General features: G+C 71.3%; 16 protein-coding genes. 3 read left to right on the top strand and 13 right to left on the bottom strand.

From position 1 onward, the window contains the following. Positions 1-15 precede the first annotated feature (15 nt). Both OG510_RS16020 and OG510_RS16025 read right to left on the bottom strand, forming a co-directional pair. A complete protein-coding gene (locus OG510_RS16020) occupies positions 16-708 on the bottom strand; it encodes a M23 family metallopeptidase (protein WP_406137546.1) in 693 nt (230 codons plus the stop codon). A gap of 632 nt (positions 709-1,340) precedes the next feature. Next, positions 1,341-3,866, bottom strand: a complete 2,526-nt coding sequence (locus tag OG510_RS16025) for an ATP-dependent Clp protease ATP-binding subunit (protein WP_164264107.1) — start codon at positions 3,864-3,866, stop codon at positions 1,341-1,343. Positions 3,867-4,295: 429 nt separating this feature from the next. Here OG510_RS16025 and OG510_RS16030 point away from each other — a divergent pair, with 429 nt between their 5' ends. Then, the gene (locus OG510_RS16030; protein WP_406137548.1) at positions 4,296-4,967 is read left to right on the top strand and encodes an SCO3374 family protein; all 672 of its coding nucleotides are present in this window, start codon (positions 4,296-4,298) and stop codon (positions 4,965-4,967) included. On the opposite strand, the gene OG510_RS16035 is transcribed toward OG510_RS16030, so the two are convergent. The 10 genes from OG510_RS16035 to OG510_RS16080 all read right to left on the bottom strand — a co-directional run bounded on the left by OG510_RS16035 (position 4,946) and on the right by OG510_RS16080 (position 13,062). Then, on the bottom strand, positions 4,946-5,281 hold the full coding sequence (locus tag OG510_RS16035) for an Lsr2 family protein (protein ID WP_406137550.1): 336 nt from the start codon (positions 5,279-5,281) through the stop codon (positions 4,946-4,948). The genes OG510_RS16030 and OG510_RS16035 overlap by 22 nt on opposite strands. Positions 5,282-5,426: 145 nt before the next feature. Next, positions 5,427-5,948: an amino-acid N-acetyltransferase gene (locus tag OG510_RS16040; RefSeq protein ID WP_406137552.1), complete on the bottom strand. Its 522-nt coding sequence runs from the start codon at positions 5,946-5,948 to the stop codon at positions 5,427-5,429. A gap of 10 nt (positions 5,949-5,958) precedes the next feature. Continuing rightward, on the bottom strand, positions 5,959-6,357 hold the full coding sequence (locus tag OG510_RS16045) for a BlaI/MecI/CopY family transcriptional regulator (protein WP_406137554.1): 399 nt from the start codon (positions 6,355-6,357) through the stop codon (positions 5,959-5,961). 171 nt (positions 6,358-6,528) lie between these two features. After that, positions 6,529-6,708, bottom strand: coding sequence for a hypothetical protein (locus OG510_RS16050; RefSeq protein WP_164264102.1), 180 nt, complete (start codon positions 6,706-6,708; stop codon positions 6,529-6,531). Between the two features lie 13 nt (positions 6,709-6,721). After that, on the bottom strand, positions 6,722-7,297 hold the full coding sequence (locus OG510_RS16055; RefSeq protein ID WP_406142417.1) for a hypothetical protein: 576 nt from the start codon (positions 7,295-7,297) through the stop codon (positions 6,722-6,724). Between the two features lie 254 nt (positions 7,298-7,551). Next, entirely contained in the window at positions 7,552-8,349 is a 798-nt protein-coding gene (locus OG510_RS16060) for a type III pantothenate kinase (RefSeq protein ID WP_164267894.1), read from the bottom strand. Positions 8,350-8,352: 3 nt separating this feature from the next. Further along, the gene (gene nadC, locus OG510_RS16065; protein ID WP_406137555.1) at positions 8,353-9,366 is read right to left on the bottom strand and encodes a carboxylating nicotinate-nucleotide diphosphorylase; all 1,014 of its coding nucleotides are present in this window, start codon (positions 9,364-9,366) and stop codon (positions 8,353-8,355) included. 2 nt (positions 9,367-9,368) lie between these two features. Further along, positions 9,369-11,291, bottom strand: a complete 1,923-nt coding sequence (locus OG510_RS16070; RefSeq protein WP_406137557.1) for an L-aspartate oxidase — start codon at positions 11,289-11,291, stop codon at positions 9,369-9,371. Then, positions 11,288-12,166 (bottom strand): pantoate--beta-alanine ligase, encoded by an 879-nt coding sequence (gene panC / locus OG510_RS16075; protein ID WP_406137558.1) that lies wholly within the window; start codon positions 12,164-12,166, stop codon positions 11,288-11,290. The genes OG510_RS16070 and panC overlap by 4 nt, the downstream gene beginning before the upstream one ends. Continuing rightward, a complete protein-coding gene (locus OG510_RS16080; RefSeq protein ID WP_164267305.1) occupies positions 12,163-13,062 on the bottom strand; it encodes a DUF2520 domain-containing protein in 900 nt (299 codons plus the stop codon). Before OG510_RS16080 ends, panC begins: the two co-directional genes overlap by 4 nt. A 119-nt stretch (positions 13,063-13,181) precedes the next feature. Between OG510_RS16080 and OG510_RS16085 the strand changes: the two genes are divergently transcribed. After that, complete coding sequence (locus tag OG510_RS16085) at positions 13,182-14,462, top strand: threonine aldolase family protein (RefSeq protein WP_406137559.1); 1,281 nt, start codon at positions 13,182-13,184, stop codon at positions 14,460-14,462. Between the two features lie 92 nt (positions 14,463-14,554). On the opposite strand, the gene OG510_RS16090 is transcribed toward OG510_RS16085, so the two are convergent. Then, entirely contained in the window at positions 14,555-14,800 is a 246-nt protein-coding gene (locus OG510_RS16090) for a hypothetical protein (protein WP_406137561.1), read from the bottom strand. Between the two features lie 99 nt (positions 14,801-14,899). On the opposite strand from OG510_RS16090, the gene OG510_RS16095 reads away from it, so the two are divergent. Next, the gene (locus OG510_RS16095; protein WP_406137562.1) at positions 14,900-16,018 is read left to right on the top strand and encodes a DUF5937 family protein; all 1,119 of its coding nucleotides are present in this window, start codon (positions 14,900-14,902) and stop codon (positions 16,016-16,018) included. The last annotated feature ends 33 nt before the right edge of the window (positions 16,019-16,051 follow it).

Raw genomic sequence — 16,051 nt, forward strand, 5'->3', positions numbered from 1 at the left:
GTCGGTCCCGACCGGTCAGAACTTGACGCCGTGGGCCTTCAGGAACGGCATCGGGTTGAAGCCCGAGCCGTAGTTCGGGCCCGTGCGGACCTCGAAGTGCAGGTGCGGGCCGGTCACATTGCCCGTCGCGCCGGACTTGGCGATGACCTGACCGGTCTTGACGGTCTGGCCGATGTGGACGTCGATCTGCGACAGGTGCGCGTACTGCGTGTACGTGTTGTCGCTGTGCTTGATCTCGATCGCGTTGCCGTACGCCGGGCCGTCGCCGCCGCCGTTGGGGCCGGCCTTCACGACGGTGCCGGTGTGCGCGGCCATGACCGGGGTGCCGGTCGGGACGACGAAGTCCTGGCCCGAGTGCTTGTGGGACCACATGTGGCCGGCCTCGCCGAAGGGCTCACCGATCACGGGGTGCGCGACGGGCGCGATCCACGCGTTGGCGGCCTTCTTCGCCTGGGCGGCCTTGGCGGCCTTCGTCTCCTTGGCCGTCTTGGCGGTGTGCTCCGCGGCCTTGGACTGGGCGCTGGCCTGGTGGGCGAGCGCGGTCGCGACATTCGAGGTCCCCGCGGCCGTGGTGGCCGGGTGTGCGTCGGCAGCGACCGCGACCCCGGCTCCCAGCGCGACCGACACTCCGAGCCCGGCGGCTACGACCGCAGCGCGGGTGCGAAGCGGGGACCGGCGGGACACGGGGGACGTGGTGTGCTTCTGCATACGTGAGATCTCCGTACATCAGTGGACCCAACCGTTCAGGTCGGGCGGACCACTCATTGGTAACCCACTCGGCGAAGCACCCAAAACGCCCATCTACGACATCACGTCGTAGGGGAAGCGCAGGGAAAGTCCCGCCGGATCGCGGGGCCACACCGGCGCCGGGCCCGGGAAATCGATCCGGTTACGGGCGTTTAGGCCCAGTTCGCCCGGGCAGGGATCGGCCTCGCACAGGCTGGGCCTCCCGGGGGCCGAAAGTCCCGGACCCCCCGGTCCGGAAGGCCCGGCAGCCGCCTGCGGCTCACCTCCTATCCCGGCTAGTAGGCCAAAACACCCCTGTGGCGCTTGTCACCACCGGGGGACCAACGCCTGTCCGTTTCGGGACCTTCGGCGACCGGCCGGTACGGCGGAAGAGGCTCCGAAGCCGACCGGGAGAGGGCGCGAAGAGAACACGGAAGCCCGGGGCAGGGAGCCCGGAAGCGCTGGGCGGGGAGCGCGGAGGGACGCGGCGGGCGCGAAGAGGGACCGGACGGAAGCGCGGGCGGTCCCGTCGCGGCACAGCAGAGAGCGGCCCCGGAACCGATGACCGGTTCCGGGGCCGCTCTGGTGGTGCTGGGCCGCTCAACGCATCAGCGTCAGACGTCCTTCGTCATGTTCGGGCCGGAGCCACCTGCCGCCTGCTCGATCGGCGGGGCGTCGGGCAGAGCCGACTTCTCCTCGCCGCGGAAGGTGAACTTCTTCTCCTCACCCTCGCCCTCGACACCGACGACCACGATGTGACCGGGGCGCAGCTCACCGAAGAGGATCTTCTCGGAGAGGATGTCCTCGATCTCGCGCTGGATCGTGCGCCGCAGCGGACGCGCGCCCATCACCGGGTCGTAACCGTGCTTGGCGAGCAGCGACTTGGCGTCCGGGCTGAGCTCGAGGCCCATGTCCCGGTCGCGCAGCCGCTCGTCGACCTTCTCGATCATGAGGTCGACGATCTGGATGATGTCTTCCTCGGTCAGCTGGTGGAAGACCACCGTGTCATCGACACGGTTCAGGAACTCGGGGCGGAAGTGCTGCTTCAGCTCCTCGTTGACCTTGGCCTTCATCCGGTCGTATCCGGTCTTGACGTCGCCCTGGGCCGCGAAGCCCAGGTTGAAGCCCTTGGAGATGTCCCGGGTCCCGAGGTTGGTCGTCATGATGATGACCGTGTTCTTGAAGTCCACCACCCGGCCCTGGGAGTCGGTCAGACGACCGTCTTCCAGAATCTGGAGCAGGGAATTGAAGATATCGGGGTGGGCCTTCTCGACCTCGTCGAAGAGAACGACCGAGAACGGCTTCCTGCGCACCTTCTCGGTGAGCTGGCCGCCCTCTTCGTAACCCACGTATCCGGGGGGAGAACCGAAGAGACGGGAAACCGTGTGCTTCTCGCTGAACTCCGACATGTCGAGGGAGATCAGTGCGTCCTCGTCGCCGAAGAGGAATTCGGCGAGCGTCTTGGAGAGCTCGGTCTTACCGACACCGGACGGGCCGGCGAAGATGAACGAGCCACCGGGGCGCTTCGGGTCCTTCAGACCCGCTCGCGTACGGCGGATCGCCTGCGAGAGGGCCTTGATGGCGTCCTTCTGGCCGATGACGCGCTTGTGCAGCTCGTCCTCCATGCGGAGCAGCCGCGAGGACTCCTCCTCGGTGAGCTTGAAGACCGGGATACCGGTGGCCGTGGCCAGGACCTCGGCGATCAGCTCGCCGTCGACCTCGGCGACGACATCCATGTCGCCGGCCTTCCACTCCTTCTCCCGCTTGGTCTTCGCCGCCAGCAGCTGCTTCTCCTTGTCGCGGAGCGAAGCTGCCTTCTCGAAGTCCTGGGAGTCGATGGCCGACTCCTTGTCGCGGCGGACGTTCGCGATCTTCTCGTCGAACTCGCGGAGGTCCGGCGGCGCGGTCATCCGGCGGATACGCATCCGGGAGCCGGCCTCGTCGATCAGGTCGATCGCCTTGTCCGGCAGGAAGCGGTCCGAGATGTACCGGTCGGCCAGGGTGGCGGCCTGCACCAGCGCCTCGTCCGTGATGGAGACCCGGTGGTGCGCCTCGTAGCGGTCCCGCAGGCCCTTGAGGATCTCGATGGTGTGCGGGAGCGAGGGCTCCGCCACCTGGATCGGCTGGAAGCGGCGCTCGAGGGCCGCGTCCTTCTCGAGGTGCTTGCGGTACTCGTCGAGCGTGGTGGCACCGATGGTCTGGAGCTCACCGCGGGCGAGCATCGGCTTCAGGATCGAAGCCGCGTCGATCGCGCCCTCGGCGGCACCCGCACCCACCAGGGTGTGGAGCTCGTCGATGAACAGGATGATGTCGCCGCGGGTGCGGATCTCCTTGAGGACCTTCTTCAGCCGCTCCTCGAAGTCACCGCGGTAGCGGGAACCGGCGACGAGCGCACCGAGGTCGAGGGTGTAGAGGTGCTTGTCCTTGAGGGTCTCGGGCACCTCGCCCTTGACGATGGCCTGCGCCAGTCCTTCGACGACCGCCGTCTTCCCGACGCCGGGCTCGCCGATGAGAACCGGGTTGTTCTTGGTACGGCGCGACAGCACCTGCATGACCCGCTCGATCTCCTTCTCGCGCCCGATGACCGGGTCGAGCTTGGATTCGCGGGCGGCCTGGGTGAGGTTGCGGCCGAACTGGTCCAGGACGAGCGAGGTCGAGGGCGTGCCCTCGGCGGGGCCGCCCGCGGCGGCCGTCTCCTTGCCCTGGTAACCGGAGAGCAGCTGGATGACCTGCTGCCGCACCCGGTTCAGATCGGCGCCCAGCTTCACGAGGACCTGGGCTGCGACGCCCTCGCCCTCGCGGATCAGGCCGAGCAGGATGTGCTCCGTACCGATGTAGTTGTGGCCGAGCTGAAGAGCCTCCCGGAGCGACAGCTCCAGGACCTTCTTGGCACGAGGGGTGAAGGGGATGTGGCCGGACGGGGCCTGCTGCCCCTGACCGATGATCTCCTCCACCTGCTGGCGGACCGCCTCGAGCGAAATCCCGAGGCTCTCCAGGGCCTTAGCGGCGACACCCTCACCCTCATGGATAAGGCCCAGGAGAATGTGCTCGGTGCCGATGTAGTTGTGGTTGAGCATCCGGGCTTCTTCCTGAGCCAGGACGACAACCCGCCGCGCGCGGTCGGTGAACCTCTCGAACATCGTTAATCGCTCCTCAGAGCGGTCGGGCAGCGAGGGGTCGGTCCCCTCCCAGTCCTTCCGCATGCTAGTCCCGCAGGGCGGGACAGCTCATTCCAACTGCCGACACCCGTCCATGGCCTCCGGCCCGAACAGCCGACAACTGCTCCAACCCGATGGTGCGAGACGATGTTCCCGCAGGCCAGGCAGATACCCCTGTCTCCAGTACGCCGATGGCGAACGTGAGACCGCCTGAACCGCGTGTCGCCCCTCCCCACTAGGTATGTCTTACCCGCAGAGACTGACAGTCCATGCGGCGTGCGACGGTTCCCCTCAGCTACGGGCGAACATCCTCGCGCCCCCGAACACATCCGCACGCCTCTTGTTCATCAACAGAACGCAATCGAGCGGGAGCACTCCGTAACTCCCACGCACTGTGGCAGTTGCTCAGTCATGGCCTTCACCGTTCCGTCCCCCCGCGAACCGGCCGACCGCGAACCGTCCGCCCGTACGCGCAGCGGCACCGGAAGCGCCGGCACCGACAGCACGCTCCGCTGGTACGAGTCCCGGCTGGGCTGGGCCGCGCTGGCCGGGCCGCCGGTCCGGCTGCTGACCGGGGTGCGCTTCGACGTGATCGACCTGCCGTCCGACGCGGGGCTCGCGCTGCTGCGCAGGGCTCCCGGCACGGGCCCTGTGGCGCTGGAGGGCTCCCGGGTGCGGCTGCTGGTGGCGGCGGGCAGCGCCGATGAGCTGCCGGGGCTGCTCGACTGGCTGGAGTGGGGCGGGATCGCACTGGATCTGACCGCCGTCGGCGCAGGCGGCCTGATCGCCGCTCCCCTGCCGCCCCGCGCGCGGGGCGTACGGGGGGCCGCCCGCTGGTTGCGGCCACCGGAGCCGGGGCGCGATGTGGAGCCGTCCCTGCCTGTCTTCAGCCGGTTCGGGGAGCAGGGCAGCGCTCCCGACCTGGTACGGCTGGTGGACGCGGCGGCGGAGGAATGCCACCGGGCCCGGATGGTGCGCAGCGCCGCGGCTTTCCGGGGGGCGCCCCCCGGAGACCGGACTGCGGCTGCTGTCCGGGGTGCGAACCCCGGACCTTCCGGGAATCAGCCGTTGGCCTTCTCGTAAGCCTCACGGATGTCCGCGGGCACACGGCCGCGGTCATTCACGTTGTAGCCGTTCTCCTTGGCCCACTTGCGAATCTCGGCGGTGTCCTTGTTACCGCCGACAGCGATACGGGCCTTGCCGCGGCCGCCGGTGCCACGGCCACCGGTGCGCCGGCCGCCCTTGGCGTAAGGCTCCAGCAGCGTCCGGAGCTTGTCCGCGTTCGCGGTGGTGAGGTCGATCTCGTAAGTCTTGCCATCCAGAGCGAACGTCACGGTCTCGTCCGCCTCGCCGCCGTCGAGGTCATCGACAAGAAGGACCTGAACCTTCTGTGCCACCGGATTTCCTTTCATCGAAAAATTCAGTACGCGGAAAGGAAACCGCTTTTCCCTGGAAAACACAAACCCCCGGCAGAGGTTCAGGAGTGCAAGAACGCGGGAAACATGCGCGATTCGGACATAGGGTTCCGATGCGAAGTGACCGTCACAGGTGCAGAAGCATCCGGCTGTTGCCCAAGGTGTTCGGCTTCACCCGTTCGAGACCGAGGAACTCGGCGACTCCCTCGTCATAGGAACGCAGCAGCTCGCTGTAGACATCTCCGTCGACGGGAGTCTCACCGATCTCGGTGAAGCCGTGCTTCGCGAAGAAGTCGACTTCGAAGGTCAGGCAGAATACGCGGCGCACACCGATCCACCGTGCGGTCTGCAAGAGCTTGTCCAGGACCTGATGGCCCACTCCGGCGCCCTTGAACTCGCGGTCCACCGCGAGAGTGCGTACTTCGGCGAGGTCTTCCCACATCACATGGAGTGCGCCGCAGCCGACGACCCTCGCGTCGTCGTCGCGTTCCGCGACCCAGAACTCCTGGATGGACTCGTAAAGCGTCACCGTGGCTTTGTCGAGCAGGATCCGCTCACGTACGTACGCGTCCAGGAGTCCGCGCACCGCCGGCACATCGCTGGTCCTGGCTCTGCGGACGGTGAGGGCTTTTGCTCGCGTACCTGACATGCGCAAGACGTTATCGCCCTGCGTCTGCGTCCCGGTCATCGCGGTCGGCATCACCCTGAACGATGCGCAAAGCATCACGGAGTGCATCGCGTTGCTCGGAGGACATCATGCCGAAGAAGGCGACAAGGGCGGCCGCCGAGTTGTCACTCGTCGACCAGGCTTCGTTCATCAGTGCGGCCGAGTAGGCGGCCCGGGTGGAGACCGCCGTATACCGATAGGCGCGGCCGTCCACTTCACGGCGCACCCAGCCCTTCTGATGGAGATTGTCCAATACGGTCATCACGGTGGTGTAGGCGATCGTCCGGTCTCGTTCGAGGTCTTCCAGAACTTCTCTGACAGTGACCGGACGGTTCCACTCCCAGACGCGTGACATGACGGCGTCTTCCAGCTCTCCCAATTGACGGGGCACATCTGCACCATAGTGCGAGATGTCACGAATAGCTGGTTATTAGCGCGGAAAACACAGAAAAGGGCGTACGGCGTGAAATGCCGTACGCCCTTCGGGTCCTGACGCAGCCCGCAGGCACCGCCGCCGGACGGCGTGCTCGTCGGGTGACGCTGCCGTCGAGTGGCGCCGCTGTCAGGTGGCCGTGCCGCCCGTCGGCTGTACCGCGGCCTCGGCGCGGGCGAGCACCTCGTCCACGGCCGCGTCTTCCTTGGCCTTGTTCGGGCCGCCCTGGGTCTTCACGATCGTCCTCACGACGATCGTGAAGAACACGGCCATCACCACGGGGGGCACAAGCGCGGAAACGTAGTCCATACGGACAGAGTAGCTATCCGGTCATCGAGTGCTGAGCCGGGGGCGCCGCGGGCTTGCGGCGTGGCGGGAAGACCTCGGACGGCTTGGGGGCCGGGCGGGGCTTGACCGGCTCCTTGACCGGGGCCGGGCGCTCGGGGCGCTTCGGCTGGTCCGGGTCGTTCGCCGCCCGGCCACCGGGCAGTGCGAGCAGCCGGGTGCGGGGGCCCGGGGTCACGGCGCGGCCCGCGAGCCGGGCGCGCACCGACTGCTCGGCCAGGGCCCGGCAGCGTCTCAGCAGGGCGTCGCCTGACGGCGCGCCGCGCAGGGTGCGCAGGGCCGCGAGGTCCTCGGGGCGGGGGTCGTAACCGGCGGCCAGGGCGTCCTGGAGCAGCTCCGTGTAGCTGCCGGCCGTGCCGGGGAGTGCGTCGCGGTAGCGGGCGAGGTCGGCGAGGAGGAAGGCGCGCAGTCTGCCGGCCTCCGCGATCGCCTCGTCCACGGACTCGGCGAGACGCAGACAGTCCTGGACGTCCTCTTCTGCGACGGGGGTCGGGTTGAGGGCGATGGCAAGGGCGCGTCGGAGCACACGCAGCTCATCCGCGCTGAAGGCCATGCCGCCTCGGGATCCGTAGGGCGTGGGCATGGAACGACGATACGTACTAAAGGGACAATATCGGCTTAATCGACCGGTGGCGGCGCGGCGGGAGAGAGGCGGGGCCACCGCCCCGCCGCCTGCCACGGCCGCTCCGCAGTTACCCCGCAGACGCCCGCTATGCCCCCCGGCCGCCACGCCACCGGCCGGGCGGCCGGACCGGCTACCGGCACTGGCGTACAGCGGGTCCGGGCGGTCCGGCTACCGCACCGGACTCACAGCCGGGCGACGTTCCGCTCGTACACCAGGCGCAGCCCGATCAGCGTCAGCCACGGCTCGTGCTCGTCGATGACGGTGGCCTCGCTGAGGACCATCGGGGCGAGACCGCCGGTGGCGATGACCGTGACGTCCGCCGGGTCGTCGGCGAGCTCGCGGGCCATCCGGTTCACCACCCCGTCGACCTGTCCGGCGAAGCCGTAGATGATGCCGGACTGCATGGCCTCCACGGTGTTCTTGCCGATCACGCTGCGCGGGCGGGCCAGTTCGATCTTGCGGAGCTGGGCGCCCTTCACCCCGAGCGCCTCGACCGAGATCTCGATGCCGGGGGCGATGACACCGCCGGTGTACTCGCCGCGCGCCGACACCGCGTCGAAGGTCGTCGCCGTACCGAAGTCGACGACGACGGCCGGGCCGCCGTACAGCTCGACTGCGGCGACCGCGTTGATGATGCGGTCGGCGCCGACCTCCTTCGGGTTGTCCACCAGGATCGGGACGCCCGTCCTGATGCCCGGCTCGACCAGGACCGCCGGGACGTCGCCGTAGTAGCGGCGGGTCACCTCGCGCAGTTCGTGCAGGACGGAGGGGACGGTCGAGCAGACCGCGATCCCCTCGATGCCGTCGCCGAGGCCGCGGCCGAGCAGCGGGTGCATGCCCATCAGGCCCTGGAGCAGTACGGCGAGTTCGTCGGCGGTGCGCCGGGCGTCCGTCGAGATGCGCCAGTGCTCCACGATCTCGTCGCCGTCGAAGAGGCCGAGGACGGTGTGGGTGTTGCCGACGTCGATGGTGAGCAGCATGGGTTACTTCGCCTCGCGCAGGTCGAGACCGATGTCGAGGATCGGCGACGAGTGCGTGAGCCCGCCGACCGCCAGGTGGTCGACGCCCGTCTCGGCGTAGGCCCTGGCCGTCTCCAGGGTGAGCCGGCCCGATGACTCCAGGAGGGCGCGGCCGGCGACGAGCGCGACGGCTTCGGCGGTCTGCTCCGGGGTGAAGTTGTCCAGCAGGATCAGGTCGGCGCCCGCCTCCAGGACCTCGGTGACCTGGGCGATGGTGTCCACCTCGACCTCGATGGGGAGGTCGGGGAACTCGGCGCGTACGAGCTTGAACGCCTCGGCGACCCCGCCGGCCGCGACCACGTGGTTGTCCTTGACCAGGGCCGCGTCCGAGAGCGACATCCGGTGGTTGACGCCGCCGCCGCAGCGCACCGCGTACTTCTCCAGGGCGCGCAGCCCCGGTGTGGTCTTGCGGGTGTCGCGGACCCTGGCCTTGGTGCCCTCCAGTACGTCGGCCCAGGCACGGGTGGCGGTCGCGATGCCGGAGAGGCGGCACAGCAGGTTGAGCGCGCTGCGCTCGGCGGTCAGCAGGTCCCGGGTGCGGGTGGTGACCGAGAGCAGCTTCTGGCCGGCGGTGACGCGCTCACCGTCCTCGACATGCCGCTCCACCTCGAACGCCTCGGTACAGACGATGGAGAGCACCGCTTCGGCGACCCGCAGGCCCGCGACCGTACCGGCCTCACGGGCGGTGAAGTCGCCGGTGGCGACGGCGCCGACGGGGACGGTCGCGACGCTCGTCACGTCCACACCCCCGTCGAGGTCCTCGTCGATGGCGAGGTGCGCGATGTCCTCGACCAGGACCGGGTCGAGCCCCGCGGCGGCCAGCAGCTCGGCGAGAGCGGGGTCGAGACCGCACTCCATGGGGTCGTCGGCACCGTCGTAGCCGTCGCCGCAGGCGCAGGCGTCGCCGCAGCCGCCCGCCGGCTCGGCGCTCACGGCGTCGTCGCCGATCCGGTGGAGGGGGAGGTCGGGGGTGGTCACGGTCACTGCTCCTGAGGGCGCTGAGGGAGGGTCGGGGGAAAGTCGGCGCTGTCCGTGGTGTGCACGGCGAGCGAACGGTCGGGGCACAGCCGTACGACGAGGTGGCGGCGCCAGTCGGTGTCGTCACGGTCCGCGTGGTCCTCGCGCCAGTGGCAGCCGCGGGTCTCCGCCCGGCGCTGGGCCGCGGCGGTGAGAACGCGGGCGACACAGAGGAGGTTGGTCGCCTCCCATGCCTCGACGCCCGGTTCGGTGGGCTTCAGGGCGACGGCGGGCAGCGCTTCGGGGGCTCCCGCCGCTGCCGCGTCCATGGCGGCGCCCGCGGCCGCTTCCGCCACGGCGTCGGCCGCGGCCTGCGCCTCGGCTTCGGCGCGGATCGCCTCAAGCTGCTCCGCGGCCCCGGCGAGGCTCTCCGCGGAACGGAGCACTCCGGCGCCCGCCGCCATGATGCGCTGGATACGGAACCGGGCCTCGGGCGGGAGAAGCGGGAGGTGCGGGGAGTGCGGGAGCGTGGCCGGCTCCGCCGGGGGGACGGCGGCGCCGGTGCACCCGCCGCCCTCCGCGGCTGGGCCGGAGCCCGAGCCGGTGCCGGAGCCCGAGTCCGTGCCGGTGCCGATGCCTGTGCCCGTACCCGAGTCCCAGTCCGTGCCCGTGCCCGTGCCCGTGCCCGTGCCCGTGTTCGCAGCGACGATGTCGTCGGCGATGCGCTCGGCGAAGACCAGGCCCTCCAGGAGGGAGTTGGACGCCAGCCGGTTCGCGCCGTGTACGCCGGTGCAGGCGACCTCGCCGCAGGCGTAGAGACCCGGGACGGTCGTACGGCCGTGCAGGTCGGTGCGGACGCCGCCCGAGGCGTAGTGCGCGGCCGGGGCGACCGGGACCGGCTCGGTCACCGGGTCGATGCCGTGGCTGCGGCAGGCGGCGAGGATCGTCGGGAAGCGCCGCTCCCACATCTCGGCGCCGAAGTGCCTGCCGTCGAGATACATGTGCTCGGTGCCCTGCTCCTGCATCCGGCGGGTGATGGCCTTGGCCACGATGTCGCGGGGGGCCAGCTCGGCCAGCTCGTGCTGCCCGGTCATGAAGCGGACCCCGTCCGCGTCCACGAGGTGGGCGCCCTCTCCCCGTACCGCTTCGGAGACCAGCGGCTGCTGGCCCTCGGCGCCCGCGCCGAGGAAGAGCACCGTGGGGTGGAACTGCACGAACTCCAGGTCGGAGACCTCGGCGCCCGCCCGCAGCGCGAGGGCCACGCCGTCGCCGGTCGAGACGGCGGGGTTGGTGGTCGCCGAGAAGATCTGGCCCATGCCGCCGGTGGCGAGGACCACGGCGGGTGCGCGGACCGCGCCGACACCGTCGTGCCGGCCCTCCCCCATGACGTGCAGGGTGACGCCCGCCGTACGGCCTTCGGCGTCGGTGATCAGGTCGAGGACCAGCGCGTTCTCGACGGTGCGCAGGGCGGCCGTACGGACCGCGCCGACCAGGGCGCGGGAGATCTCGGCACCCGTGGCGTCGCCGCCCGCGTGGGCGATACGACTGCGGTGGTGGCCGCCCTCGCGGGTGAGCGCGATACCGCCGGCCGCGTCGGTGTCGAACCGGGCGCCGGTCGCGATCAGCCTGCGTACGGCGTCGGGGCCCTCGGTGACCAGGGTGCGGACGGCCGCCTCGTCGCAGAGCCCGGCCCCCGCGACCAGCGTGTCGTCGAGGTGCTGCTGAGGGGTGTCGCCCTCGCCGATGGCCGCCGCGATACCGCCCTGGGCCCAGCGGGTCGAGCCGTCGTCCAGGCGGGCCTTGGTCACGACGACGGTACGAAGACCGGCCGCTGTGCAGCGCAGCGCGGCCGTCAGCCCGGCCACTCCGGATCCGACGATCACGACGTCGGCGTCGATCTCCCAGCCGGGGGCAGGGGCGTGCAGGCGTATTCCGGTTCCGGTCACTGTGGTCCCCCGAAGGTCAGCGGGATGTTGTCGATCAGGCGCGTCGTACCGAACCGGGCGGCGACCGCGAGGACGGCTTCGCCCCGGTGGTCTTCGGTGGCCTCGGTGAAGTCGGACGGGTCGATCAGGGACAGGTAGTCCAGGGAGAGCGCCGCCCCGTCGGTGACGGCCCGCGCGGCGGCGCGCACGGCCGCGGGGGTGGCGGAGGCGGTCGCGGTGAGGGCGTCCCGGCCCGCGAACAGGGCGCGGGACAGGGCCAGTGCGGCCGTGCGGTCCTCGGTCGAGAGGAAACGGTTGCGGCTGGACATCGCCAGCCCGTCCGGCTCCCGGACCGTCGGTACGCCGGCGATCTCGACCGGGAAGTCGAGGTCGCGCGCCATCCGCCGTACCAGGGCGAGCTGTTGGGCGTCCTTCTGCCCGAACAGCGCGATACCGGGGCGGGTGAGGTGCAGGAGTTTGGCGACGACGGTGAGCATTCCGTCGAAGTGGCCGGGGCGGGCCGCGCCTTCGAAGCGCTCCCCCATCGGGCCGGCGGCGACCCGGACCTGGGGCTCGCCGCCCGGGTAGACCTCGTCGGCCGACGGCGCGAAGACGGCGTCGGCGCCCGCCAGTTCGGCGACGGCGAGGTCCGCTTCGAGGGTGCGCGGGTAACGGTCGAGGTCTTCACCCGCGCCGAACTGCAGCGGGTTGACGAAGACCGTCACGACGACCTGCCCGGCGTCGCCCACCCGCTCCCTGGCCGCGCGCACGAGCGCGGCGTGGCCCTCGTGCAGGGCGCCCATGGTCATGACCACGGCGCGGGTCCCGGTGCTGCCGCCCGCGGGCGGCAGGGCGTGCAGCTCGGCGGCCGTGTGCAGCAGCGCGGTCGCGGTCATCGTGTCTCTCCGTCCGCGAGGACGCCCAGCAGATCCTCGGCCAGTTCGGGCTTGAGCAGTCCCTGTGCCAGGGCGCGGTCGGCCGTCGTACGGGCCATCGCGAGGTAGCCGGCGACGGCCTGCGGCGCGTGCTTGCGCAACTCGGCGACATGCGCCGCGACCGTGCCCGCGTCGCCCCGGGCGACCGGCCCGGTCAGGGCGGCGTCGCCGGACCTGAGGGCGTTGTCGAGGGCCGCGCCGAGGAGCGGTCCGAGCATCCGGTCGGGGGCGGCCACCCCCGCGGTGCGCAGCAGCTCCATCGCCTGCGCCACCAGGGTGACCAGGTGGTTCGCGCCGAGCGCCAGCGCCGCGTGGTAGAGCGGACGGGACTCCTCCGCGATCCACTCGGGCTCGCCGCCCATCTCGATGACCAGCGCCTCGGCGGCGAGCCGCAGCTCGTCGGGTGCGGTCACGCCGAAGGAGCAGCCGGCCAGCCGCTGCACGTCCACCGAGGTGCCGGTGAAGGTCATCGCCGGGTGCAGGGCGAGCGGCAGGGCTCCGGCGCGCAGCGCGGGGTCGAGCACCCCGGTGCCGAACCGGCCCGACGTATGGACCAGGAGCTGTCCCGGCCGGATCGCACCGGTCTCGGCCAGGCCCTCCACCAGCGCGGGCAGCGCGTCGTCGGGCACGGTCAGCAGGACCAGCTCGGCGCGGGCCAGCACTTCGGCCGGGGTGACCAGGGGGACGTCGGGGAGCAGGACCGCGGCCCTGCGTACGGATGCGTCGGAGACACCGGACGCGGCGACCGGGCGGTGCCCGGCGAGCTGGAGCGCGGCGGCGAGCGCGGGGCCCACCCGGCCCGCTCCGACCACGCCGACGGTGAGCCGCGCGGGGCGGGATTCTGCTGATGCGTTCACGTGGGATCGGCCTTCCGTTCCAGTCCGCGAGGGGTACCGGACGATTTCCCCGTCATGCTACGCCCAGGATTCGGGGTAACTCGTTGGACTGTCCACAGCCCGCGGGCGAGGATCGGCGCATGACGAACGAGGCGGACACCACCGGGGCCGACGGCACCGGACAGGACGGCGGGACCGGGCACGGCACCGGAAAAGAGCAGGCCGGCGAGGGTCGGCAGCGCACAGGGACCGGGCAGCCCGAGCCGCCGGAGCAGTCCGCGCGGGACGCCGAGCAGGACGCGGGCCGGCGCAGGATCGCCGCGATGCGCGGTGCGGAGCGGGTCCTTTCACGGCCGTCCGCGATGGCCACGCTGGGCGAGCGGCTGACCGCGCTGGCCGCGGACGCGGGCACGGTGTACGACATGGACGAGCCGGTGGACATCTACGGCGGCGGGGTCGTCGCCGAGCTGGAGCGGCGGGTGGCCACGCTGCTCGGGTTCCCGGCCGCCGCCTTCTTCCCCACCGGCACGATGGCGCAGCAGGTCGCGCTGCGGTGCTGGGCGGGGCGTACCGGCGATCCGGTGGTCGCGCTGCACCCGATGGCCCACCCCGAGCTGCATGAAAGGGGCGCTTTCGGGGCGGTGAGCGGGCTGCGTACCGTCCATCCGACGTCGGCGCCCCGGCTGCCCACGGCCGCGGAGGTACGCGACTTCGACGAGCCCTTCGGCACGCTGATGCTCGAACTGCCGCTGCGTGACGCCGGTTTCGTCCTCCCGACGTGGGACGAGCTGGTCGCCGTCGTCGGGGCCGCCAGGGAACGCGATGCGGTGGTGCATATCGACGGCGCGCGGCTCTGGGAGTGCGCCCCGCACTTCGGCCGCGGGCTCGATGAGATCGCGGGTCTCGCGGACAGTGTCTATGTCTCCTTCTACAAGTCCCTGGACGGCCTGTCGGGCGCCGTGCTCGCGGGCCCGGTGTCGCTGGTCGATGAGGCCAGGACCTGGCGCCACCGCTACGGGGGCCAGCTCTTCCAGCAGTACCCGGCCGCGCTGTCGGCCCTGCTGGGCCTGGAGCGTGAGCTGCCGCGGCTGGCCTCGTACGTGGAGCACGCGAAGGTCGTGGCCGCGGCGCTCTCGGACGGGTTCAGGGCGGCGGGTGTGCCCTGGTTCCGGGTCAACCCCGAGGTGCCGCACACCCATGAGTTCCAGGTGTGGCTGCCGTACGCGGCCGATGTGCTGTCGGATGCGGCGGTCCTGCAGGCGGAGGAGACCGGGGTGGCGCTGTTCCACCGGTTCCATCCCGCGCCGGGCGGTGTGCCCGGGGTGTCCATGGCCGAGGTGACGGTGGCGGCGCCCGCGCTGTCGTGGAGTGCGGCGGATGTGGCGGGGGCGGTGAAGGAGTTCGTACGTCGGGTGGGGTGACGGCGGGCGCGGGGTGACGGCGGGCGCCGCGCGGGCGGGTCTGCGCGGGCAGGTGGGGCGACGGCCGGGGCAGCGACGGCGGGCGCGCGGCCTCAGTGCGTCGGCCGTGAGCGGTTGAGCAGCCTCCGCAGCCACCCGTTCCGCAGCCGCCCCTTCCGCAGCCACCCGTTCCGCGACCGCTCCTGCCGCCGCCGTCTTCTGTCCGGCCGCCCGGTGCGCAGGTGGTCACGGAGCTCACCGATGGCCTCCCAGTCGTGCCGGCCCGGCAGGGGCGGCGCCGCCTCGCCCCGCTGGACGGCCCGGTAGGCGTCGAACATGTGCTGCTGGTTCGCGTTCATGGCCCCACCCTGGACACGCGCCGGGGCGGTCTGCGCTCCATTTGACGGGAGCGGTCAATCGACGGCCGGACTGTCGGTGGGGGCGGGCACCATGGGTCCATGAGCGTCGACATCGACATCACGGGGCTGCCGCCCGGGGGGATCACTTTCGAGCTGTCCCCCCTGGCGGAGCTGGGCAATGCCCTGCATGTGCTGTCCGAACCCGGCCACCATCCGGGGCTGCACGGCTGGGCCACGGCGACCGCCGCCGCGCTGGAGCCGGACCTCGCCGACCGGCTGCACGAAGCGGACTTCCTGTGGCGCACCACGTTCTCGGACATCTTCATGCCGTTCGCGGGCGCCCGGCACGGCGGCGGCAGGCCGGGCGCGACGCTCTCCGACGACCTGGACCTGCTCGACCTGCTGCCCGACGACGCATTCGTCACGGTCGCGCTGGAGTTCACCTGCTCCGTCACCTACGACCTCGGCGGCCCCTCACCGCTCACGGACGCGGGCGTCCGCAGCCATGCGCTGGATCTCGCGGCGGCCCGCGGGCCCCGGCAGCTCGACTTCACCCGGCATCTGCTGAACGACCCGGCCACCGTGCGGGCCTGGATCCGGCGGCTCTTCGAGGACTGCGAGCGGGCGTTCTTCGGCGACACCTGGCGCCGGGTACGGATCCAGCTGGCCGCCGACGCCCGGCACAAGACGGAGATCCTCCGGCACAAGGGCCTGGCGGACGCGGTGACCGCGGTCTCCGCCGCCCTGTCGCTGGACGGGACGGGGACCCGGATCAGCGCCGACAAGCTCGCGGAGGGCCGCTCGGCCGCGGTGGGCGCACCCGCGGGGGACGGGCTCACCTTCGTACCGACCAGCTTCGGCTGGCCCCATCTGCTGGTGCTCCACCGCCCGGACTGGCGCCCGGCCATCCAGTACCCGGTCGCCGCCCCCGAGTTGCCGTCGCCCGCGTCGGTCGAGCTGCTGAAGCTGCGTCTCGATGCGCTGGCCCATCCGATGCGGATGCGGATGTGCCGGGGGCTGGCCCGCTCCCCGCACACCACGGGCGAACTGGCCGACGCGCACGGCATATCGGCGCCGGAGGCTTCCCGGCATCTGGCGGTCCTCAAGCGGGCCGGTCTGATCAGCACGAAGCGGCGCGGGCGGTACGTCCTGCATCAGCTGGACCTCACCGTGGTGGCCAGGCTCGGCAGCGACTTCCTGGAGGGGGTGCTGCGCTGAGGGCGCGGGCCGCGACGTGCGCCGTGGCCCGCC

This window comes from Streptomyces sp. NBC_01089, assembly GCF_045162975.1.
Lineage (GTDB): Bacteria > Actinomycetota > Actinomycetes > Streptomycetales > Streptomycetaceae > Streptomyces.